This window comes from Janibacter zhangyanbonis (genome assembly GCF_050507325.1).
Lineage (GTDB): Bacteria > Actinomycetota > Actinomycetes > Actinomycetales > Dermatophilaceae > Janibacter.
In genome coordinates, this window is record NZ_CP191481.1 from 1,534,924 (window position 1) to 1,556,538 (window position 21,615).

Sequence of the window (21,615 nt, forward strand, 5' to 3'; positions counted from 1 at the left end):
GGATACCTCAACCTGGCGTCAGCGGCTCTCGAGCAGTCGTCGCATGCGCAGGGCGAGCTGGATCTCCAGCGCGCGGTCGGGGTGCTGCCAGTCGTCCCCGAGCAGGGCGGAGACCCGAGCCAGTCGTTGCGCCACGGTGTTGACGTGGACGTGCAGCTCGCCGGCCGCGTGGCGCGGGCTCGAGCCGGCGGCGAAGTAGGCCACGAGGGTGCCGACGAGGTCGCTGCCCCGCTCCGCGTCGTAGTGCAGGACCGGACCGAGGACCGACTGGACGTAGTCGTGGACGTCGGGGTCGGAGCCGACGATGAGGCCGGCGAAGCCGAGCTCACGGGCCGCGGCGCCCGTGCCCGAGCGCCCCAGGGCGATGAGCGCGCCGGCGGTCCGGGCGCCGTCCTCGAAGGCCCGGGGGAGGTCGTCGACGTCGGTCAGCGGGCCGCAGCCGCCGACGGTCAGTCGGGGTCCGCGGGTGACGCGCTCGGCGAGCGAACGGGCGAGGTGGTCGGCGTCGTCGCCCCCCACGAGGGCGACGATCGCGCCGTCGTGCGTGCCGACGAGCGAGCCCTCGCCGAGGAGCGTGCTCACCGTGAGGGCCAGCGCTCGCTGCTGCGTGGGGTCGCCGCCCCGGGCGAGGAGGAGGCACATCGGCTCGCGCGGCTCGAGGCCGGCCGAGCGCAGGTAGCCGGTCCGTTCCTCGTGGCTGCCGCGACCGCTCAGCAGGTCGGCGAGCAGTCGGTTGCGGGCGGTCTGGCGGGCGTCGTCGGCCTGGCGCTCGAAGAGCAGGACGAGGGCGGTGACGACTGCGGCCCGCTCCACCGTGCGCTGGTCGGCCTCCTCGAGGGTGCCCGGGGCACCGACGACGAGGGTGCCGAGCTCCTCGTGCGAGGCGATGACGCCGATGGCGTGCACCCCGTCCTCCTCGACGAGTCGCCCGGCCTCGTGCCGCGCGCGGTCGACGACGGGCAGCGAGAGGAGCGCGTCCCGGTCCCCGTCGGGGGCCGGCGCCGGCCCGAGGGTGCTGCGCCGCTCGCCGGTGCCGTCGAAGAGCACCGCCCACCCACCGAGCAGGTCGACGAGGGCCCGCGTGACGTCGGCGACGCCACCGCCCTCGAGCACGACGGAGGCGAAGCGGTCGTGGGCCGCCGCGGCGCGCGCGACACCGGTGGCCTGCTGCCGGACGGTCTCGTGCGCCTCGGTGAGGGCGGCGAAGGCCGTCTGCGCGTCGGCGAGCGCACGGGTCTGGACGATGGCCAGGGCGGCGAAGGCCGCGAGGTCGCCGAGGAGGACGACCTCGGACCGGGAGAAGGGGCGCGGGCTGCGGTTGGCCGCGAAGAGCACCCCGACGAAGTTGGACTCGACGATGAGCGGGGTGCCGCAGATGGCGATGATGCCCTCGTCGCCGACCCCGTGGTCGATCTCGTGGGTGTGGCTGAAGCGCTCGTCGGCGGGGTAGTCGGCCGTCCAGTAGGGCTTGCGGGTCGAGGCGACGAGCCCGCCGAGGCCGTCGCCGAGGGAGAGCCGCAGTGACTGGAAGTCCGCGGACACCGAGCCGTCGGTGACCTTCATGAAGGTGTCGCCGGCCTCGGGGTCGTAGAGCGTCAGGTAGGCCAGGTCGGTGCCGATGAGGGTGCGGGCCCGCCGCACGATGGCCTCGAGGACGACCTCGGGTTCCTTCTCGGTCGACAGCTCGCGGGCGATGTCGAGCAGCGAGGACTGCGCCGACTCCCGTCGCCGGTGCAGCTCGCGGGTGGCTCCGATGCGCAGGGCGAGGTCGCGGGCCCGCTCGGGGGCCGGCGCGTCGGCGAGCTGGTCCACCGGGGCGTCTGCGGCGAGCAGCTCGAGCAGGTGAACCACCTGCTCGGTCTGCTCGTGATCCTCGGTGCCCGACATGGCCTGCATCCTAGGTACGCGGCCGCTCAGTGTGCGGTCCAGCCCCCGTCGACCGGCAGCGAGGACCCCGTGATGCTCGTGGCGGCGGGGGAGCAGAGGAAGAGCGCCATCGCGGCCACCTCGTCCACCTCGACGAGACGCTTGATCGCGACCGGTCCGAGCATGATCTGCTCGAGGACCTCCTCCTCGGCGATGCCGTGGGTGCGGGCCTGGTCGGCCACCTGCTTCTCCACGAGCGGGGTGCGCACGTAGGCGGGGTTGAGGCAGTTGCTCGTCACGCCGTGGGCAGCGCCCTCGAGAGCCACGACCTTGCTCAGCCCCTCGAGCCCGTGCTTCGCCGAGACGTAGGCCGACTTGTAGGCGCTGGCTCGCAGGCCGTGGACGCTCGAGACGTTGATGATCCGGCCCCAGCCCTGGGCGTACATGTGCGGCAGGACCGACCGGATGAGCCTGAAGGGGGACTGGAGCATCAACCTGTGGATGAGGTCGAACTTCTCGACCGGGAACTCGTGGACCGGGCTGACGTGCTGGATGCCGGCGTTGTTGACGAGGACGTCGACGTCCTCGGGCAGGTCGGCCAGCCCGTCGAGGTCGGCGAGGTCGACGGCCCGGGTCTCCACGGCCAGGTCGGGCAGCCCGCCGGCCAGGGCGGTCAGACCCCCTTCGTCGAGGTCGACCGCGGTGACGCGCGCCCCCGCGGCAGCGAAGCTCGCGACGCAGGCGGCGCCGATCCCGCTCGCGGCGCCGGTGACGAGGACGTGACGACCGGTGAGGTCGGTGAGGAGTGCGGACTCGGGCTGCTGGCTCATGACGAGCAAGGTACGAGCCCGACCACGCCGGCGAGGTGGTGCGCCGCCACGTGATATCGGTGAAATGGTGTGGCGACACACCCACGCCGCGACTCGTGGCCGGTGCGACCATCGACGGCGCCACACCTGGCGTCGGCCCCGCCGACGCCACCCCTGATCCCCCGAAAGTAGGAGACACCGATGTCCCTCGGACTTGTCGGCATCATCGCCTCGCTCGGCCTGCTGATGTATCTGGCCTATCGCGGCATCAACGTGCTGATCCTCGCCCCGATCCTCGCCCTGCTGGCGACCCTGATGTCCGGGGGGCCCTTGCTCGCCACGTACACGCAGGTCTTCATGCCGGCCCTGGGCAAGTACGCCATCACGTACTTCCCGCTCTTCCTCCTCGGCGCGATCTTCGGCAAGCTCATGGACGTCAGCGGCTCGGCCAAGGCGATCGCCGACTTCATCGTCGACAAGATCGGTGCGCAGCGCGCGATCCTCGCGATCACCCTCGCCTGCGGCATCCTCACCTACGGGGGTGTCTCGCTCTTCGTCGTCGCCTTCGCCGTCTTCCCGATCGCCGCGGCCCTCTTCAAGGAGTCGGGCATCCCGAAGCGGCTCATCCCGGCGACCATCGCGCTCGGCTCCTTCACCTTCACGATGACCGCCCTGCCGGGCACCCCGGCCATCCAGAACGCCATCCCCTCGCCCTACTTCTCGACCAATGCCTTCGCGGCGCCCGGCCTCGGCATCATCGCCGGCCTGATCATGTTCGTCGGCGGTGTCGCCTGGCTGCAGTACCGCTCGGGCAAGCTCGTGGCCGCGGGTGAGGTCTACGAGCCCCCGGTCGCCACCGGGGGTGGCTTCTTCGGTCGTGGCCGCACCGGCTCCGACGACGCGCCGCGCGGCGACGCCGACGGTGAGGGTGCCGTCACCGTCAAGGAGAAGGTCGAGGTCGAGCAGAGCGAGGCCGATGCCCAGCTCATGGACCGTCCGCACGTGCCGTGGGTGATCGCCTTCGCGCCGATCGTCGTCGTCATCGCGCTCAACTACGCGCTCGTCAACTGGATCTTCCCCTCGATGGACTTCGCCTACCTCAAGCAGGAGGCCTACGGCTCCGTCGGCATCGACGACGTCGCCGGCATCTGGGGCATCATCGTCGCCCTCGTCGCGTCGATCGCCCTGGTCCTCGCGGCCAACTGGACCCGGATCGTCGACGTCAAGGACGCGGTCAACGAGGGCACCATGGGCTCGCTGCTGCCGATCTTCAACACCGCCTCCGAGGTCGGCTACGGCGCCGTCATCAGCTCGCTCGCGGCCTTCGGCACGATCAAGGACGCCGTCCTCGGTGTCTCGAGCAACCCGCTGATCTCGCTGGCCCTGTCGGTCAACGTCCTCGCCGGCATCACCGGCTCCGCCTCCGGCGGCATGAGCATCGCGCTCGAGGCCCTCGGCGACCAGTTCAAGACGATGGCGCTCGAGCAGGGCATCTCGCTCGAGCTCGTCCACCGCGTCACGGCGATCTCCTCCGGCGGCTTCGACGCCCTGCCGCACAACGGCGCGGTCATCACGCTGCTGGCGATCTGCGGCCTGACCCACCGCCAGTCCTACAAGGACATCGCGGTCGTCGCGATCGCCGTCCCGGTCCTCGCCCTGATCACGATCATCGTGCTGGGCTCGGTCTTCGGCAGCTTCTGACGCAGGCGCGCCAGCGCCGTGACGAAGGGGAGGCCCCCACCGGATCACCGGTGGGGGCCTCCCCTTCGTCGTGGACCGTCCGCGGCGGCGTCAGCCGATGTCGCGGAAGGGGTGCACGCTGGCACCCAGGGCGTTGAGGCGCTCGGCGAGGTCCTCGTAGCCGCGGTTGATGACGTAGACGTTGCGCAGGTAGGACGTGCCCGGGGCGGCGAGCATCGCCAGCAGGACGACGACTCCGGGGCGCAGCGCGGGCGGGCAGGTGACCTCGTTGGCGCGCCAGCGGACCGGGCCCTCGACCAGCACGCGGTGCGGGTCCATGAGCGTGACCCGGCCACCGATCTTGTTGAGCTCGGTGAGGTAGATCGCGCGGTTGTCGTAGACCCAGTCGTGGATCGTCGTCGTGCCCTCGGCGCAGCTGGCGATGAGCGCGAAGAAGGGCAGGTTGTCGATGTTCAGACCCGGGAAGGGCATCGGGTGGATCTTGTCGATCGGTGCCTTGAGCGGCCCGGGGTGGGTCGTGATGTCGACGAGCCGGGTGCGGCCGTTGTGCGCGAGGTACTCCTCGGAGAGCGAGTACTGCATGCCCATGCCGGTGAGGGTCGCCAGCTCGATCTCGAGGAACTCGATGGGGGAGCGGCGGATGGTGATCTCCGACTTCGTGACCACGGCGGCCGCGATGAGGCTCATCGCCTCGATCGGGTCCTCGCTCGGCGAGTACTCGACGTCGACGTCGATCTCGCGCGCACCGGTGACCACCAGCGTGGTCGTGCCGATGCCCTCGACCCGGACGCCGAGCTTTTCGAGGAAGAAGCACAGGTCCTGGACCATGTAGTTGGGCGAGGCATTGCGGATCGTCGTGCGGCCCGGGTGGCGGGCGGCCGCCATGAGCGCGTTCTCGGTCACGGTGTCGCCGCGCTCGGTGAGCACGAAGGTCTTGTCCTGCGTGCCCTGGCCGGTCACCCGGGCCTCGTACCAGCCGTGCGTCGCCTCGACGTCGAGACCGAAGTGGGTCAGCGAGGTCATGTGCGGCTCGACCGTGCGGGTGCCCAGGTCGCAGCCACCGGCGTAGGGCAGGCGGAAGGAGGGGAACTCGTGCAGCAGCGGGCCGAGGAACATGATCACCGTGCGCGTGCGGCGGGCGGCCTCCTCGTCCATGCCGTCGAGGTCGAGCCGCTCCGGCGGGATGATCTCGAGGTCGGAGCTGTCGGGCAGCCAGCGGGTCTGCACGCCGATGGAGTGCAGCACCTCGAGGATGCGGTTGACCTCCTCGATGCGGGCGAGGTTGCGCAGCGTCGTCGTGCCCTTGTTGAGCAGCGAGGCGCACAGCAGCGCGACGGCGGCATTCTTGCTCGTCTTGACGTCGATGGCGCCGGAGAGGCGGCGGCCGCCCTCGATCTGCAGGTGGACGGCGCCACTGGTCGAGGTACGGGTCAGCGCGACGAGCTCGGTGTCGAGCGCTTCGCTGATCCGGGCGAGGTTGTCGAGCGTGAGGTTCTGCCCTCCAGCCTCGATGCGCGCGACGGCGCTCTGGCTCGTCTCGAGCTTGGTGGCGAGGTCGGACTGCGACAGGCCGGCGCGGTGACGCGCCTCCTTGATCGTCGTGCCGATGCGGGCGAGGTAGTCATCAGACATGCCGACAACGGTAACCCATATATGAGATATGTACAGCCCGTGTGGTTCCCCGCGTGTCGCCCCACCTCGATGCTGCCACACCCGGCCCATGACGAAGGGGAGGCCCCGCGCCGTGGCGGGACCTCCCCTTCGGGCTGACGCGGACGCGCCGAGCCGTGATCAGGCCGGGACGCTGGCCGCACCCGGCGGCAGGAAGCGCTGACCGGTGACCTTCTCCGAGACGCCCTCACGGTCCAGGAGCGGGGTGAGGCCGCCGTTCCAGAACTGGAAGCCGGCACCGGTGATCATCGCGAGGTCGATGTCCATCGGGGCCTGCGCGACACCGTCGTCGAGCATCGTGCGCACCTCCTCGGCGAGGACGCCGAGGACGCGCTCGCGCACCTGCTGCGCGGTGAGCACGACGGGGGACTCCGGAACGGTGAGCAGCTCGGCCGCTCCCTCGTCGTCGTAGGAGCGCTTGCCGGCCTCGACGAGCGCCTTGAGGTTCGGCGAGACGTAGAAGCGCTCGCCGAGCTCACGGTGGAGCGTCTCGCTGTTGTGCAGCGCGATCGCCGGGCCGACGAGACCGACGAGGACCAGCGGCGGCATCGGGGCCAGGCCCGCGATGCCCTCGTTGGCGACCTCGACCGGCGTGCCCTCGTCGACGATCTTCGAGAACTCGCCCATGAAGCGACCGAGCAGACGGTTGGCGATGAAGGAGGGGCTGTCCTTGACGAGGATGCACGTCTTCTTCAGGCCCTTGCCCGTGGCGAAGGCCGTCGCCAGCGCGGCGTCGTCGGTCCGCTCGCCCGGGATGATCTCGAGCAGGGGCATGACGGCGACGGGGTTGAAGAAGTGGAAGCCCACGACCCGCTCCGGGTGCTGCAGCTCGGACGCCATCTCGGTGATCGAGAGCGACGAGGTGTTGGAGGCGAGGACGCACTCGGGGGTGACGATCTGCTCCACCTCGGCCCAGACCTTCTTCTTGACGCCCATCTCCTCGAAGACGGCCTCGATGACGAAGCCGGCGTCGGCGAAGCCCTCCTTGCTCGTGGAGCCGGTGATCAGGCCCTTGAGCTGGTTGGCCTTGTCCTGCGTGATCTTGCCCTTGGCGAGGGACGCGTCGATCTCGCCGTGGACGTAGGCGACGCCCTTGTCGACCCGCTCCTGGTCGAGGTCGGTCATGACGACCGGCACCTTGAGCGAGCGGATGAAGAGCATCGCGAGCTGGCTGGCCATGAGGCCGGCGCCGACGATGCCGACCTTGCCGACGGGGCGCGCGAGCGCCTTGTCGGGTGCGCCGGCGGGGCGCTTCGCCCGCTTCTGCACCAGGTCGAAGGAGTACAGGCCGGCGCGCAGCTCGTCACCCATGAGCAGGTCGGCCAGGGCCTCGTCCTCGGCGGCGAAGGCAGCATCGCGCTCGGCGGTGCGGGCGGCGGTCACCAGCTCGATGGCCCGGTAGGGCGAAGGGGACTTCCGTGCGGTCTTCGCGTCGGCCAGCTTCGTGGCGGCCGCGGCAGCGGCCTCCCACACGGCGGCGTCGTCGCTGACCGGCTCGCGCTCGACCTTCGTCTCGCCGGCGAGGACACCCGCGGCCCAGATGATCGACTGCTCGAGGAAGTCGGCGGCGTCGAGGAGGGCGTCGGCCAGGCCGAGCTTCGCCGCGGCCGGGCCGTTGAGCATCCGGTTGGTGTTGAGCGGGTTCTCGACGATGACCTTGAGGGCCTTCTCCGGACCGACGAGGCGGGGGAGCAGGTAGCAGCCGCCCCAGCCGGGGACGAGCCCGAGGAAGACCTCGGGCAGCGCGATGGCCGGCACGGCCTTGCTCATCGTGCGGTAGTCGCAGGCCAGCGACAGCTCGACGCCGCCGCCCATCGCCGCGCCATTGACGAAGGCGAAGGTCGGCACGGGCAGGTCCATGATCGCCGCGTAGGCCGCGTGGCCGGTGCGGGCGATCTCGAGCGCCTGCTCGCGGCTGGTGATGCCCGGGACTCCGGTGAGGTCGGCGCCGACGGCGAAGATGAAGGGCTTGCCGGTGACGGCGACGGCGACGATCTCGCCGGCCTCGGCGCGCTGCTGCAGCGTGGCGACGGCGGCGCGCAGGCCGGCCATGCCCTCGAGGCCGAAGGTGTTGGGCTTGGTGTGGTCGTGGCCGTTGTCCAGCGTGACGAGGGCCAGCGTGCCGCCGTCGGCGGGGAGCTGGACGTCCTGGACGAGGGCGCGGGTGACGACCTCGGGCTTGGGCTCGCTCATGCTCAGTTCTCCTTGCCGTAGTCGGCGTGGTGCGGGTTCTCCCAGATGACGGCGCCGCCCATGCCGATGCCGATGCACATGGCGGTCATGCCGTAGCGGACGCTCGGGTCCTCGGCGAACTGCCGGGACAGCTGCGTCATGAGGCGCACACCCGAGGAGGCGAGGGGGTGACCGGTCGCGATGGCGCCGCCGTAGCGGTTGACCTTGTCGGAGTCGTCGTCGATGCCGAAGTGCTCGAGGAAGGAGAGCACCTGGACGGCGAAGGCCTCGTTGAGCTCGAAGAGACCGATGTCGTCGATCGTCAGACCGGCCTTGGCCAGCGCCTTCTCGGCGGCGGGGACCGGGCCGTAGCCCATGACCTCCGGCTCGACGCCGACGAAGGCGAACTCGACGAGGCGCATGCCGACGGGCAGGCCGAGCTCGGCGGCGGTCTCCTCCGCGGCGAGGATGCAGGCGGTCGCGCCGTCGTTGAGCCCGGCGGCGTTGCCGGCGGTGACCTTGCCGTGGGGGCGGAAGGGGGTCTTCAGGGTCTGCAGCGACTCGAGGGTCGTCTGCGGGCGCGGCGGCTCGTCGGTCGTCGCCAGGCCCCAGCCCTTCTCGGAGTGGCGGGTCGCGACCGGCACGAGGTCGGGCTGGATCTTGCCGTCCTCGTAGGCCTGGGCGAGCTTGCGCTGGCTGTTGACCGCGAACTCGTCCGAGCGCTGCTTGGTCAGGCTCGGGTAGCGGTCGTGCAGGTTCTCCGCCGTCTTGCCCATGACGAGGGCCGACGGGTCGACGAGCTTCTCCGAGACGACGCGCGGGTTGGGGTCGACGCCCTCACCCATCGGGTGGCGGCCCATGTGCTCGACACCGCCGGCGACGGCGACGTCGATCGAGCCGAAGGAGATGGCACCGGCGATGTTGGTCACCGCGGTCATCGCGCCGGCGCACATGCGGTCGATGGAGTAGCCGGGCGTGGTGTTGGGCAGCCCGGACAGCAGGGAGGCCATGCGGCCCAGGGTCAGGCCCTGGTCACCGATCTGGGTCGTGGCCGCGATCGCGACCTCCTCGACCCGCTCGGGCGGCAGCTCCGGGTGACGGCGCATGAGCTCGCGGATGCAGGTGATGACGAGGTCGTCGGCGCGGGTCTGGGCATACATGCCCTTCTCCCCGGCCTTGCCGAACGGCGTGCGAACGCCGTCGACGAAGACGACCTCACGTGAAGTGCGGGGCACGGTGGGCCTCTCTGTCGTGGTGCAGGTGGCACGACGGGCTGGAGCCCGTCCGCGATCAGGCTACTAAGCGCTTGCTCACCTCGGACAGGTGCGCCTCACGTGACCCCGCCCACGTTCGCCTCCGGTGGTCGAGGTGCAAGGAGCTCTGCGACGAGCCTCGAGACCCGGCTCCGGTCGACGGGGGACGTCGGCGCCCGACCCGCTCCCGGCGAGGAGGGCCGGCGCGCTGCGACGAGCCTCGAGACCCGGCTCCGGACGAAGGGGGACGTCGGCGTCCGCCGAAGTCCTTCGTTCGCGCATGGCCGGAGGTTGTCGTGCCTGACTTCGGCTTGATGTGCGCCGACATCCCCCTTCGACCTGCGCCTCACCCGCGGCCGCCTCGAAGGCAGCCCCGCGCCCGACTGCCGGGTTGAGGTGATCGCGTCCGACTATCCGGTCGCTGCTACCTCCACCCGCTCCCGCGCCCCGCCCCCGAGTGGTGGATTGAGGTGATCGCGTCCGACTATCAGGTCGCTGGTACCTCCACCCGTTGCGGCGCCCTGCCCTCGAGCCCGTCAGGCGTCGGGGTGGGCGGCGAAGGCGTCGGCGAGCATGGGGGCGACGATCTCGCGCTGCCAGGGGCGCACGCCGAGGTCGGCGAGGGCCTCGGTGAAGCCCTCCGGGCTGAGGTCCTGCGGCGGTGACCACACGACCCGGCGAAGGGGGTCGGGGGAGCAGACGTTCTCGATCGGGATGGTGCGCTCGTCGGCGAAGCTGCCCAGGGCCTCGCGGGTGGCCGTCAGTCGGTCGGCGGCGAGCGGGTCGCGGTTGGCCCAGGAGCGCTGCGGCGGAGGGCCGTCGGACTTGACCGAGGCCGGCGGCAGCTCGTCGTCGGGCAGGCGTCGTGCCCGGGCGACGGCGTCGAGCCAGGCGCGCTGGCTGCGCTGGATCGCGCGGTGCCCACGCGGCAGGTCACCGGGCGCCTGCGGGTCGGCCAGGGCGATGTCGACGAGAGCGGTGTCGGGGATCACCCGGCCGGGGGAGGTGTCGCGGTCGCGGGCGATGCGGTCACGCTCGTACCAGAGCTCGCGCACCGTCGCGAGGACCCGTGGCTGGCGGATCTTGTGCAGGCCCGAGGTCCGACGCCACGGGTCCTCCTTGACCGCCGGCCGCCAGCTGAGCAGCGCCTCGAACTCCTGCCGCGCCCACTCGCTCTTGCCCTGCGCGGCGAGGTCGGCGCCCATGAGGTTGCGCACCTCGGTGAGCACCTCGACGTCGAGGGCGGCGTAGCGCAGCCACGGCTCGGGCAGCGGCCGGGTCGACCAGTCGACGGCCGAGTGCTCCTTGGCCAGGCTGATGCCGAGGTAGTGCTCGATGACCGCGGCGAGGCCGACGCGGGGCAGGCCGAGCAGCCGGGCCGCGAGCTCGGTGTCGAAGATCTGCCGGGGCGCCAGACCGAGCTCGCGCAGGCAGGGCAGGTCCTGGGTCGCGGCGTGCAGGATCCACTCGCCGGTGCCGATGGCCCGGTCGAGCGGGGTGAGGTCGGGCAGGGTCACCGGGTCGATGAGCCAGGTGCCCGAGCCCTCGCGGCGGACCTGGACGAGATAGGCGCTCTGCCCGTAGCGGTAGCCGGAGGCGCGCTCGGCGTCGAGGGCCACGGCCCCGACACCGCTGCCGATCGCCTGGGCGCAGGCGTCGAGCTCGGACTCGAGGGTGATGACCGGCGGGATGCCCTCGGCGGGCTCGGTGAGGACCGGCAGGGGAGCCGGCTCGGGCGTCGAGTCGGGAGTCTCGTCGCCGGGCGGGGCGGCCACCTCGGGAGTGCTCTCGGGCTCGGGCGGGGCCCCGGTGTCCTGCGGCGTCACCGGCGACGCCCCGGCAGGGCCACGACACCAGAGGGCAGCGGCGGCAGACCGCCGACCGTGCCCAGCATGTCGGCCCAGGCCAGCAGGTGGGGGCCGACCGCGGAGTCGGCGGGGCTCCACGAGGCGCGGATCTCCATCTCGACGTCGGGCTCTCGGTCCTCGAGGTCGGCGAAGGACTCGGAGACGACGTGCGTCACCGTGCCGGCGAGGTTGGCGGCCTCGATGCCGTGCTCCTCGAGGGCGTCGGTGAGCCACGACCAGCCGACGGCTCCGAGCATCGGGTCGCCGGCGACCTCGGGCTCAAGCTCGGCGCGGGCGAAGGTGACGATGCGCCAGGCGCCGCCCCACGGCTCGGGCTCGCTCGGGTCGTGCAGCAGGACGAAGCGTCCGGTCGCGAGGTCCTCGCCGTCGGCGGAGTCGACGATGTCGGCGGTCATCGCGACGGCGTGGGGGGCCAGACGGGTCGGCGCGGGCACCTCGGTCAGGCGCACCTCGGGGCGTAGCCGGGTCTCGTGCAGGCTCCGCAGCGCATGGGCGAAGTCCGGCGACTGCGCCTCGGAGATCTCTCGGGTGGCCACCTGTCGAGCCTAGGTCGCGAGAGGCCCCGTCGGCGGGAGGGCACGCCGGGCGGGCATGGGAGGATGCGCCCCGTGACCACCCACGCCTCGCCCTCCGACAGCCCCCTCGTCCGCGCGGCCCGCGGAGAGTCCGTGCCCCACACCCCCGTGTGGTTCATGCGGCAGGCCGGCCGGTCGCTGCCCGAGTACCGCGAGGTGCGCCGCGGCACCGACATGCTCGAGGCCTGCCGCACGCCCGACCTCGTCACCGAGATCACCCTGCAGCCGGTGCGCCGGCACCGGGTCGACGCGGCAATCTTCTTCTCCGACATCGTCGTGCCGCTCGCCGCTGCGGGGGTCGACATCGACATCGAGCCGGGTGTCGGGCCGGTGCTGGACCTCCCCTTCGCCTCCCGCGAGGACCTCGACCGCCTGCCCGAGCTGACCCCGGACATGGTCCCCGACATCACCGAGTCGGTCCGCCGGATCGTCCTCGAGCTCGGTGCGACGCCGCTCATCGGCTTCGCCGGCGCGCCCTTCACCCTCGCCTCCTATCTCATCGAGGGCGGGCCGAGCCGCAACCACGAGCTGACCAAGTCGCTCATGCACGGCGACCCCCAGCTGTGGCACGACCTGTGCGCCCGGCTGTCGCAGATCTCCGCGGCCTTCCTCAAGGTCCAGGTCGAGGCGGGGGCCAGCGCGATCCAGCTCTTCGACTCGTGGGCCGGCTTCCTGTCGAAGGCCGACTACCGCCGCTACGTCCTCCCGCACACCGAGGCCACCCTGGCGGCGCTCGCCGACGCGGGCGTGCCGCGCATCCACTTCGGCGTCGGGACCGGTGAGCTGCTGCCGGACATGGCCGCGGCCGGCACCGAGGTCATCGGGGTGGACTACCGGGTGAACCTCGCCGAGGCCATCGAGCGCGTGGGTGGCAACCAGCCGGTGCAGGGCAACCTCGACCCGGCACTGCTCTTCGCGCCCTGGGAGGTCGTCGAGCGCGAGGTCCGTCGCATCCTCGACGAGGGTCGCGCCGCGCCCGGCCACATCTTCAACCTCGGCCACGGCGTGCTGCCCGACACCGACCCCGTGGTCCTCACCCGCGTCGTCGAGCTGGTCCACGAGGTCAGCGCCCGCTGAGCCCCGCGGGGCTCAGGCCTCCGCGGTCGGGGCCGTCGGCGTGGCGAGCGGACGAGACGCCCGCCGGCGCCGGACCCACCGCGCGAGCGGCCAGCCGACGACCAGGCCCACGACGGCGAAGGGGGTCACCGCACCCAGCACCGTCAGGCCGACGGTGAGGGCCCCGGTAAAGGCCGACCACCCGGACCCGAGCCCTGCGAGGAAGCCGGTGCGCTCCTCCTCGGGCTCGTCGGCGGGTGCGTCCTGCGTCGACAGGCTCACCGTGATCGGTGCCGTCGTCGTGCGCTTCTCGAGCGACTTCTGCTGGCTCGTCATCGCCTCGAGGTCCGCCTCGCGTCGGCTCAGCTCGCTCTCGAGCGTCACGACCTGGTCGAGGCCCTCGGCCGAGTCGATGAGCTTGCGCAGGCGCTCGACCGACTTCGTCATCGTGCGCACCCGCGCCTCGGTGTCGGTGTACTGCGCGGTGAGGTCCTCGGCCTCGCTCGAGCGGTGGGTCACCTCGCCGATGTCCGCGAGACGGGTCATCGTCGCGTCGAGGTCGTCGACGGGGACGGTGACGGTGATCTCGGCCCAGTCGCCGCGGTGCCCGTCGTCGGCCCGCGAGTCCTCGCTCGAGACGTAGCCGTCGACCCGGGCGGCCGTGGAGCGGACCTTGGCGGTCGACTTCTCGACGTCGTCGACGGTGATCGACAGGCTGGCCGTGCGGGCGACGTGCGTCCCGCTCGCGACCTGCGTCGTGTTGCCCGCCCGCTTCGACGAGCCCGAGTCGCCCGACCCGGAGCCGGCGGCTCTGTCGGAGCTGCCCGACTCCTGGTCCGCCGCTGAGGTCGCGGACGAGGCGGCGCCGCCCCCTTCGTCCTGGCTCATCGGTCGGCTGCTCACCGACTCGTCACCGCCGCCGCCTCCGCACCCGGCGAGCGCCAGCCCGCCGGCCGCGACGAGCGCCGCCCACCGTGCCGTCGTCCACCGTGCCGTGCCTGCCGTGGTGCCCATCGTCGTACCCCCTGCGTCGTGCGGCGGGTCGGTCCCGCCGCGGTGTCGTGGGTCTGACGGGAGCGGACCCCTGTTCGGTTCCCACCCCCGTCCGCGGGGCTCGAAGCGCGGTGGGAGAGTGGGGCCATGGGTCCGCGGGTCGTCGTCATCGGTGGTGGGCTGGCCGGCCTGGCCACCGCCCACCACCTCCTGCGGTCACGCCCCGACCTCGACCTCACCGTCGTCGACGGCGGTGACCGCCCCGGCGGCAAGGTGCGCCGCGAGCAGGTCGGCGGCGTCCTCGTCGACGTCGGCGCGGAGTCGGTCGTGGCCAGCAGCGCCGCCGCCCGGGACCTCGTCACCGGGCTGGGCCTGGCCGACCGCCTCGTCCACCCCGAGCCGGTCCCGGCCTCCATCTGGTCCCGCGGGCGCCGGCACGCGGTGCCCGGCCGCACCTTCATGGGGGTGCCCGGCCACGAGACCGACACCTCAGGTCTCCTCGACGAAGGGGAGGTCGCTCGCGCCGCGCAGCCGGCCCCCTTCGCCCTCGACCGTGACGACGTCACCGTCGCCGAGGCGGTCGCCACGGTCCACGGCCGGGCGGTCGTCGACCGCATCGTCGAGCCGCTGCTCGGCGGGGTCTATGCCGGCCGCGTCGACCGGCTGTCGCTGCGCGCCACGATGCCGGTCCTGTGGTCGGCGATGGCCGGCGGTCGCACGATGACCGAGGCCGTCGACGGGCTGCTGCCACCCCCGAGCGCCACGCCGCGACCCCGGGTCATGGGACTGTCCGGTGGCATCGGCGGGCTCGCCGACGCCCTCGCCGCGTCGGTGCAGGCCGCAGGCGGCCGGATCGAGACCGGCACGCTCGTGCGACGGATCGAGCGCATCCCGACGGGGTGGCGGGTCGTCACGGGAGCGACCACCGCGCCCCGGGCGCTCGACGCCGATCTCGTCGTCCTCGCGACCCCCGCGACGCCGACGTCGCGGCTGCTCGCCGACCACGCGCCCGCGGCCTCGACCGCGCTCGCGGGCATCGACTACGCGTCGATGGCCGTCATGACGATCGCCCTGCCCGCCTCGGCGGCACCCGCCCTCGCCGGCAGCGGATTCCTCGTCCCCGCGGTCGACGGCCGCACGATCAAGGCGAGCACCTTCTCCGCGAGCAAGTGGGCGTGGGTGCGCGAGGCCAGCGACGAGGTCGTCCTGCTGCGCGCCTCCGCCGGTCGTGCGGGGGAGGTCGCGGCCCTGCAGCGCGACGACGACGAGCTCGTCGCCGATGCGCTCACCGAGATCGGCCAGGCGCTCGGCGCACCGCTGCCGGCGCCGGTCGACCACCACGTGCAGCGGTGGGGCGGCGGGCTGCCGCAGTACGACCTCGGGCACACTGAGCGGGTCGCCGCCGTGCGCGCGGCGGTCGCCGAGCTGCCCGTGATCGAGGTCACGGGCGCGGCCTACGACGGTGTGGGCATCGGTGCGGTCCTCACCGGGGCCGCCGCCACGGCCACCACGATCCTCGACGCACTTCCCCCTTCGTCCACCCCTCGACAGGAGCCCAGATGACCACCCGGCCCGTCCCCGCCAAGCCCTCCCGCGAGCAGCTCGAGGCGATCAACAGCAGCGTGCACTACGCGATGTTCTCCGCCTTCGCGCTCGTCACGCCGATCGGCGACGACGACCGCGCGGCGATCACGCGCGAGGTGGAGGAGCTCTTCGCCGAGCTCACCGAGGACGGCGTGCGCATCCGCGGTGTCTACGACGTGGCCGGACTGCGCGCCGACGCCGACGTGCTCGTGTGGTGGCACGCCGACGACATCGAGCAGCTGCAGGACGCCTACAAGCGACTGCTGCGCACCGAGCTCGGCGCACACCTCGACCCGGTGTGGTCCAACGCCGCCGTCCACCGTCAGGCGGAGTTCAACCGCAGCCACGTGCCGGCCTTCCTCGCGGGGGAGGAGCCGCGCGACTACGTGTGCGTCTACCCCTTCGTGCGCTCCTTCGACTGGTACGTCATCGACGAGAAGGAGCGGCGCACGATGCTCGCCGAGCACGGCGCGATGGCCCGCGACTTCCCCGACGTGCGCGCCAACACGATCCCCGCCTTCGCCCTGGGCGACTACGAGTGGATCCTCGCCTTCGAGGCCGACGAGCTGCACCGCATCGTCGACCTCATGCGCGAGCTGCGCGCCTCCAAGGCACGCCTGCACGTGCGTGAGGAGATCCCCTTCTTCACCGGTCCGCGGGTGAGCGTCGAGGCGCTCGTCGCCGGCCTGCGCTGACGACATGCCTCGGGGGCCCCACCCGATGGTGGGGCCCCCGAGGGACGGGCTCAGCCCTGTGCCGGGCGCAGCGTCATCGAGATCGAGTTGATGCAGTAGCGCTGGTCGGTCGGGGTGTCGTAGCCCTCGCCCTCGAAGACGTGGCCCATGTGGCTGCCGCAGTTTGCGCAGCGGACCTCGACGCGGGGGCGGCCGGGGAGGGAGTCGTCCTGGATGTACTCGACCCGGTCCTCGGCGAGCGGGGTGTAGAAGCTCGGCCAGCCGCAGTGGCTGTCGAACTTCGTGTCCGAGGTGAAGAGCTCGGTGCCGCAGGCGCGGCAGGCGTAGACGCCCTCGGTCTTGGTGTCGGTGTACTCACCGGTGAAGGGCCGCTCGGTCCCGGCGGCCCGCAGGACGGAGAACTCGTCGGCCGACAGCTCCTCGCGCCACTGCTCGTCGGACTTGGTGACCGCGTAGTCGCGGCCGGTGGGCTCCATCATCGTCTGGCTCCTCGTCGATCGGTCTGCTCATCATGCAACGCGACGGCCCCCGGAGATCATCCGGGGGCCGTCGCACGCCGTGGTGGGCGAAGGGAGGTCAGCTCACTTCTTCAGGTCGAGGTGGACGACCTGCGGGTCGTGGTCGCTGTCCTGGTCGGCGAAGGGTGAGTTGGTGTGGACGATGTCGTAGGTGAAGGCCGGCCGCTGGCCCTTGCCGGGACGGAAGGGGCCGACCTTCGTGTCGAGCGTCGCCAGGGCCGGCGAGACGAAGATGTGGTCGAGCACCTGGCTGTTGCCCTCGTAGACATAGGTCCACCGCTCCGACTCCGGCAGGGTGCGCGGCAGGTCGGTCAGGGCCTTCGACCCGGAGCCCTCGACGATGTCGGCGAGGATGTCGCTCGTCTCGCTGAACTCGAAGTCGTTGACGTCGCCGGCGACGACGAGCTTCGCCTGCGGGTCGGCCGCGAGCAGGTCGTCGGCGAAGGCGCGCACCTCACGGGCCTGCTCGTGGCGGGCGTCCTCGCTCGAGCGCACCGGCTGCTGCCAGCGACCGAAGAGCGGGTCGTCGCCCCCCTTCGAGCTGAAGTGGACCGCGGCGACGAAGACCCGCTCACCGCGGTAGCGGTACTCGCCCACGAGCGGCTTGCGCGAGTCGTCGAAGGCCGCCGACGAGGGGGCGATGCGACCGGGCGACTCGGTGAGGTGGGCGCCCTTCTTGTCCGCGACCACGTCGGTGGCGTGGTCGGCGGCACCCGAGCTGCGCTCGACGAAGTCGATGTCGCGGTCGGTGCGGTGGAGCAGGACGTTGCGGATGTTGCCGCCGGGCTGACCGCCGTCGGTCTTGTCCTGCGGGTCGACCCAGTGGGCCTCGTAGGTGGGTCCGCCCGCGGACTCGATGGCGGCGATGAGCTTGTCGGTCGTCGCGCTGGAGTCGACGGTGCCGTCGTCGGTGGGCCCGCTGTTGTCCTGGACCTCCTCGACGGCGATGACGTCGGGGCTGCGCAGGTTGGTGACGACCTGACCGGCGAGCCGGTCGAACTTGCTCTGGTCGTTGCTCGGCGCGAGGTTCTCGACGTTGAAGGAGGCGACGGACAGCTCGCGGTCGTGCTGCGGCTGGGTCACCTCACGCTCGAGCCCGCCGTCCTCGACGGTCGGGACCTGCGTCGCCAGCAGCTTGAAGTTGGCGAAGGAGTAGTCGAGCGGGCCGGCGACGAGACCGGGCAGGCGGTCGCGGACGTCGGCGTCGGGCAGCGAGCCGCTCGGCAGGAGCACGTCGTCGACGAGCACCCGCATCGCATTGGGCTGGTCGTAGCCGCCGTAGACGACGCCACCGGCGGACGAGCGGGTCGCCTCGACCTGCGAGCCGGGGACGACGGGGATCTCGTAACCGGTCGGCCCGACGACCTGCGCGTCACGGACGGCGACCTGCATGCCCTCCATCGACTCGTAGAAGTCGATCGCGTCGCGGTCCGGGCGGAAGGCCGCCTCGGCGTACTCGACGCTCTTGGGATCCTCGGCGTCGATGGTCTGCTGCGGCGCGACGCGGTCCTCGCCGAGGACGACGGGCGCGGGCACCTCGCCGGTGCCGGTGCGGGTCACGACGGGGGAGACGATCTCGGTCGTCGTGAGGTTGTCCCATCCGCTCGAGCCGCCGGGGCGGAACTCGTCGACGACCCCGTCGACGCTCGCCGTGTCACCGACGGCGACGGTCGGCGTCGAGCGGGTGTAGACGAAGATCCCCTCGGACGTCGCCTCGTCGTCGTCCGGCGTCGTGCTCTGCAGCCAGAACCCCGAGGACGAGACCGCGGTGACGACGCCCTCGACGCCGTTGACCTTCGACCCGTCGAAGGGGGAGATGTGGTGGCTGCCCTGGATCTCGGCGATGGTCTCGGGCTCGTCGACCGGCGGCTCCCCGCCGTCGTCGGGCTCGCAGACGACCGGCGTGGTCGAGGAGTTCTGCGGGGTCGGCGCGCCAACGGCGAAGTCGGCGGCGTTGTTGTCGGTGTCGACGCACACGTCGGTGCGCGCCACGGAGGTCTCGTTGCTCGTCGCGTCGGCGGCAGCGCCCTCGGCGGTCGTGGCCGCGCCCCATCCGAGGCGGTCGGCGACCTGGCCGTCGGGTCGCACGATCTCGACGCGGGCGCCGGAGGAGGACATCGGCACGGTGCCCGTGGCATCCGGCGTCGGCAGTGCGGGCAGCGAGGTGTTGGCGCCGTCGGCCTGCTTGACGAGGTAACGACCGCCGGCGACGACCTGGCCGCTCAGCGACGTCGTCTGCGGCGTGGTGCCGCTCGCGGAGTAGTAGCGCAGCGTCCAGCCGGTGAGGTCGACGTCGGTCTGGCCGCGGTTGGCCAGCTCGACGAAGTCGCTGCGCAGCATCGCGCGCGAGTTGCCACCCCCTCCGTAGGCCTCGGAGATGACGAGGTCGGGGGAGGCGGCGGAGGCGCTCGGGGCGAGCACCGCGAGGCCGGTGAGGCCGAGCGGCGCGACGGTCAGTGCCGCGAGCACGCGGCGACGACGGGAGGGCATGTGGGCTCCTAGGAAGGGGTGGGTGTGGCCACGGGCACAGTAGGACCACCGGGTGCTCCGCGCAGCGCGAGCGGGTGAACGTCGCGTGACGATCACCCGACGGGACGAAGGGGGCGAGCCGCCCCCCTTCGTCGGTGGCAGCCCATACGCTGACCGCATGGCCAAGACCCCCGCCGTCATGGTGCCCGCCGGCGACCGGGAGGTGCGCGTCTCGAGCCCCGACCGGGTGATCTACGAGGCCACCGACCGCACCCCCGAGATCACGAAGCTGCAGGTGTGCGAGTACTACGCCGCCGTGGGCGAGGCGATGATGCGCCAGATCGGCGACCGCCCCACGGCGATGGAGCGCTGGCCCGACGGGTGGCGCGAGGGGATGCGCCTGGCGGTCGGGCCGCGGGACAAGGACGCCGACGGCTTCTACCAGAAGCGGCTGCCCCGGGGAGCGCCCGAGTGGATCGAGACGGTCGGCATCACCTTCCCGAGCGGCCGTGGTGCCGAGGAGCTGTGCCCGAGCGAGCCGGGGGCGCTCGTGTGGGCGGCGCAGATGGGCACGCTGACCTTCCACCCGTGGCCGGTGCGCCGACCGGACGTCGACCACCCCGACGAGCTGCGCATCGACCTCGACCCGCAGCCGGGCACGACCTTCGCCGACGTCCAGCGGGTCGCCGGCGTCGCCCGGGAGCTCCTCGAGGACCTCGGCATGCGCGGCTACCCGAAGACGAGCGGCAACCGCGGCATCCACGTCTACGTGCGCATCGAGCGGCGCTGGTCCTTCGAGGACCTGCGGCACGCGGCGATCGGCTTCGGCCGCGAGCTCGAGCGGCGTGACGACGGGGTGACGACGGCCTGGTGGAAGGAGGAGCGCGGCGAGCGGATCTTCGTCGACTTCAACCAGAACAACCGCGACCGCACGATCGCCGGCGCGTGGAGCCTGCGCGCCCGGCCCGGTGCTCCCGTGAGCACCCCGATGACCTGGGAGCAGATCGCCGAGGTCACCGACCCGGCCGAGCACAACATCCTGACCGTGCTCGACCACCTGGCCGGCGGCGACCCCTGGGCCAACATTGACGAGACCGCCCACTCGCTCGAGCCGCTCCTCGAGCTGTGGGAGACCCTGCCGGGCGGCGAGCTCAACTTCCCGCCCGACTACCCGAAGATGCCCGGCGAGCCGCCCCGGGTGCAGCCCAGCAAGAAGGTCGCCTCGCACTGGGACGAGGACGGCAACCGCATCGAGGAGTAGGTGCGTTGGCCCGCCTGCGTGACGGTCTGCTCACCTGTGTCACGCCATCGGGTCACACACGTGCACATGTCGTCACTCAGGCCAGATCAGTCGAGGACCTCGCCCAGGTCGTAGGCCGCGGCCCGGTCGATCTGGTCGAGCGTGCACGACTCGGGATCGCGGTCGGGCCGCCAGCGCAGGAACTGCACGGTGTGCCGGAATCGCCAGCCCTCGAGCTGGTCGAAGGCGACCTCGACGACCCGCTCGGGTCGCAGCGGCACGAAGCTGACGTCCTTGCCCGAGCTGAAGCGTGAGCGGTCGGTCTCGGCGTGCTCGATGTTGCCGTCGGCGTCGCGCCGCACGAGCGGCTCGAGCTCCTCGACGAGCTCGAGCCGCCGCTTCGCGGTGAAGGCCGCGATGCCGCCGACGTTGAAGAGCTGCCCCTCGTGGAAGAGCCCGAGGAGCAGCGAGCCGACCCCCTGGCCGGACTTGTGCACGCGATAGCCGGTGACGACCGCCTCGGCGGTGCGCTTGTGCTTGATCTTGAGCATCGTCCGCTTGCCGGGGGAGTAGGGCGAGGCGAGCGCCTTGGCGACGACCCCGTCGAGCCCGGCGCCCTCGAAGCGGGTGAACCAGTCGCGGGCCTCGTCGGCATCGCGGGTGACGCGCGTCAGGTGCAGCGGCGCCCCCTTCGCCATGCCGTCGAAGAGCGTCTCGAGCCGCTCCCGCCGCTGGGCGAAGGGAGAGCCCGTCACGTCCTCGTCGCCGACGGCGAGCAGGTCGAAGGCGATGAGCTCCGCGGGCGTCTCCTGCGACAGCTTGGTGATCCGCGACTCGGCCGGGTGGATCCGCTGCCCGAGGGCCTCCCAGTCGAGGCGCTGGGCCCCCGGCTCGCCACTGCGGACGACGACCTCGCCGTCGACGACGGCGCTGCCGGGCAGGTGCTCACGGATCGCGGCGACGAGCTCGGGAAAGTAGCGGGTGAGCGGCTTCTTGCCCCGGCTGACGAGCTCGACGTCGTCGCCCTCCTTGCGCACGATGCACCGGAAGCCGTCCCACTTGGGCTCGTAGGAGTAGCCACCCTCCACGGCATCCGGCGCGGGCACGTCCGTGACGGCCTTGGCGAGCATCGGGTCGAGCACGAG

16 protein-coding genes are annotated in these 21,615 nt (G+C 72.1%); 5 read left to right on the forward strand and 11 right to left on the reverse strand.

Translation table 11 applies throughout. From position 1 onward, the window contains the following. Positions 1–18 precede the first annotated feature (18 nt). Together ACQBJO_RS07470 and ACQBJO_RS07475 are read right to left on the reverse strand one after the other, a co-directional pair. A complete protein-coding gene (locus tag ACQBJO_RS07470; protein ID WP_421008526.1) occupies positions 19–1,887 on the reverse strand; it encodes a helix-turn-helix domain-containing protein in 1,869 nt (622 codons plus the stop codon). A 26-nt stretch (positions 1,888–1,913) separates the two neighbouring features. After that, positions 1,914–2,696, reverse strand: a complete 783-nt coding sequence (locus ACQBJO_RS07475) for a 3-hydroxybutyrate dehydrogenase (RefSeq protein WP_421008525.1) — start codon at positions 2,694–2,696, stop codon at positions 1,914–1,916. A gap of 180 nt (positions 2,697–2,876) precedes the next feature. Here ACQBJO_RS07475 and ACQBJO_RS07480 point away from each other — a divergent pair, with 180 nt between their 5' ends. Further along, positions 2,877–4,376, forward strand: a complete 1,500-nt coding sequence (locus ACQBJO_RS07480) for a GntP family permease (RefSeq protein WP_421008524.1) — start codon at positions 2,877–2,879, stop codon at positions 4,374–4,376. Positions 4,377–4,466: 90 nt separating this feature from the next. On the opposite strand, the gene ACQBJO_RS07485 is transcribed toward ACQBJO_RS07480, so the two are convergent. The 5 genes from ACQBJO_RS07485 to ACQBJO_RS07505 form a co-directional block, all read right to left on the reverse strand. Then, positions 4,467–6,008, reverse strand: coding sequence for a helix-turn-helix domain-containing protein (locus ACQBJO_RS07485; RefSeq protein ID WP_255186132.1), 1,542 nt, complete (start codon positions 6,006–6,008; stop codon positions 4,467–4,469). A 159-nt stretch (positions 6,009–6,167) separates the two neighbouring features. Beyond that, on the reverse strand, positions 6,168–8,240 hold the full coding sequence (locus tag ACQBJO_RS07490; protein WP_421008523.1) for a 3-hydroxyacyl-CoA dehydrogenase NAD-binding domain-containing protein: 2,073 nt from the start codon (positions 8,238–8,240) through the stop codon (positions 6,168–6,170). A 2-nt stretch (positions 8,241–8,242) separates the two neighbouring features. Continuing rightward, a complete protein-coding gene (locus tag ACQBJO_RS07495) occupies positions 8,243–9,454 on the reverse strand; it encodes a thiolase family protein (RefSeq protein ID WP_421008522.1) in 1,212 nt (403 codons plus the stop codon). Between the two features lie 554 nt (positions 9,455–10,008). Further along, on the reverse strand, positions 10,009–11,298 hold the full coding sequence (locus tag ACQBJO_RS07500; RefSeq protein WP_421008521.1) for an HRDC domain-containing protein: 1,290 nt from the start codon (positions 11,296–11,298) through the stop codon (positions 10,009–10,011). After that, positions 11,295–11,876, reverse strand: coding sequence for a DUF3000 domain-containing protein (locus ACQBJO_RS07505; protein WP_255186136.1), 582 nt, complete (start codon positions 11,874–11,876; stop codon positions 11,295–11,297). The genes ACQBJO_RS07500 and ACQBJO_RS07505 overlap by 4 nt, the downstream gene beginning before the upstream one ends. A 63-nt stretch (positions 11,877–11,939) precedes the next feature. Here ACQBJO_RS07505 and hemE point away from each other — a divergent pair, with 63 nt between their 5' ends. Next, a complete protein-coding gene (hemE, locus tag ACQBJO_RS07510) occupies positions 11,940–12,992 on the forward strand; it encodes a uroporphyrinogen decarboxylase (protein ID WP_421008520.1) in 1,053 nt (350 codons plus the stop codon). Positions 12,993–13,004: 12 nt separating this feature from the next. On the opposite strand, the gene ACQBJO_RS07515 is transcribed toward hemE, so the two are convergent. Further along, on the reverse strand, positions 13,005–13,985 hold the full coding sequence (locus tag ACQBJO_RS07515) for a DUF4349 domain-containing protein (protein ID WP_421008519.1): 981 nt from the start codon (positions 13,983–13,985) through the stop codon (positions 13,005–13,007). A 126-nt stretch (positions 13,986–14,111) separates the two neighbouring features. Between ACQBJO_RS07515 and hemG the strand changes: the two genes are divergently transcribed. Both hemG and hemQ read left to right on the forward strand, forming a co-directional pair. Continuing rightward, entirely contained in the window at positions 14,112–15,527 is a 1,416-nt protein-coding gene (hemG, locus tag ACQBJO_RS07520; protein WP_421008518.1) for a protoporphyrinogen oxidase, read from the forward strand. Continuing rightward, positions 15,524–16,243, forward strand: coding sequence for a hydrogen peroxide-dependent heme synthase (gene hemQ, locus ACQBJO_RS07525; RefSeq protein ID WP_255186140.1), 720 nt, complete (start codon positions 15,524–15,526; stop codon positions 16,241–16,243). The genes hemG and hemQ overlap by 4 nt, the downstream gene beginning before the upstream one ends. A gap of 50 nt (positions 16,244–16,293) precedes the next feature. Here the strand turns inward: hemQ and msrB are convergent, their stop codons facing one another. Both msrB and ACQBJO_RS07535 read right to left on the reverse strand, forming a co-directional pair. Further along, a complete protein-coding gene (gene msrB, locus ACQBJO_RS07530) occupies positions 16,294–16,722 on the reverse strand; it encodes a peptide-methionine (R)-S-oxide reductase MsrB (RefSeq protein WP_255186141.1) in 429 nt (142 codons plus the stop codon). A 102-nt stretch (positions 16,723–16,824) separates the two neighbouring features. Then, the gene (locus ACQBJO_RS07535; RefSeq protein ID WP_421008517.1) at positions 16,825–19,251 is read right to left on the reverse strand and encodes a lamin tail domain-containing protein; all 2,427 of its coding nucleotides are present in this window, start codon (positions 19,249–19,251) and stop codon (positions 16,825–16,827) included. A 157-nt stretch (positions 19,252–19,408) separates the two neighbouring features. Between ACQBJO_RS07535 and ACQBJO_RS07540 the strand changes: the two genes are divergently transcribed. Next, positions 19,409–20,491, forward strand: a complete 1,083-nt coding sequence (locus tag ACQBJO_RS07540) for a DNA polymerase domain-containing protein (protein WP_421008516.1) — start codon at positions 19,409–19,411, stop codon at positions 20,489–20,491. Between the two features lie 86 nt (positions 20,492–20,577). Here the strand turns inward: ACQBJO_RS07540 and ACQBJO_RS07545 are convergent, their stop codons facing one another. Next, the gene (locus tag ACQBJO_RS07545) at positions 20,578–21,600 is read right to left on the reverse strand and encodes an ATP-dependent DNA ligase (RefSeq protein ID WP_430407173.1); all 1,023 of its coding nucleotides are present in this window, start codon (positions 21,598–21,600) and stop codon (positions 20,578–20,580) included. Between the last annotated feature and the right edge of the window lie 15 nt (positions 21,601–21,615).

Excerpts from the sequence above, each read along its gene's own strand:
- ACQBJO_RS07470 (WP_421008526.1), bottom strand. The coding sequence starts at position 1,887 with ATGTCGGGCACCGAGGATCACGAGCAGACCGAGCAGGTGGTTCACCTG.
- ACQBJO_RS07475 (WP_421008525.1), bottom strand. The coding sequence starts at position 2,696 with ATGAGCCAGCAGCCCGAGTCCGCACTCCTCACCGACCTCACCGGTCGT.
- ACQBJO_RS07480 (WP_421008524.1), top strand. The coding sequence starts at position 2,877 with ATGTCCCTCGGACTTGTCGGCATCATCGCCTCGCTCGGCCTGCTGATG.
- ACQBJO_RS07485 (WP_255186132.1), bottom strand. The coding sequence starts at position 6,008 with ATGTCTGATGACTACCTCGCCCGCATCGGCACGACGATCAAGGAGGCG.
- ACQBJO_RS07490 (WP_421008523.1), bottom strand. The coding sequence starts at position 8,240 with ATGAGCGAGCCCAAGCCCGAGGTCGTCACCCGCGCCCTCGTCCAGGAC.
- hemE (WP_421008520.1), top strand. The coding sequence starts at position 11,940 with ATGCGCCCCGTGACCACCCACGCCTCGCCCTCCGACAGCCCCCTCGTC.
- ACQBJO_RS07515 (WP_421008519.1), bottom strand. The coding sequence starts at position 13,985 with ATGGGCACCACGGCAGGCACGGCACGGTGGACGACGGCACGGTGGGCG.
- hemG (WP_421008518.1), top strand. The coding sequence starts at position 14,112 with ATGGGTCCGCGGGTCGTCGTCATCGGTGGTGGGCTGGCCGGCCTGGCC.
- hemQ (WP_255186140.1), top strand. The coding sequence starts at position 15,524 with ATGACCACCCGGCCCGTCCCCGCCAAGCCCTCCCGCGAGCAGCTCGAG.
- msrB (WP_255186141.1), bottom strand. The coding sequence starts at position 16,722 with ATGATGGAGCCCACCGGCCGCGACTACGCGGTCACCAAGTCCGACGAG.
- ACQBJO_RS07535 (WP_421008517.1), bottom strand. The coding sequence starts at position 19,251 with ATGCCCTCCCGTCGTCGCCGCGTGCTCGCGGCACTGACCGTCGCGCCG.
- ACQBJO_RS07540 (WP_421008516.1), top strand. The coding sequence starts at position 19,409 with ATGGCCAAGACCCCCGCCGTCATGGTGCCCGCCGGCGACCGGGAGGTG.
- ACQBJO_RS07545 (WP_430407173.1), bottom strand. The coding sequence starts at position 21,600 with ATGCTCGCCAAGGCCGTCACGGACGTGCCCGCGCCGGATGCCGTGGAG.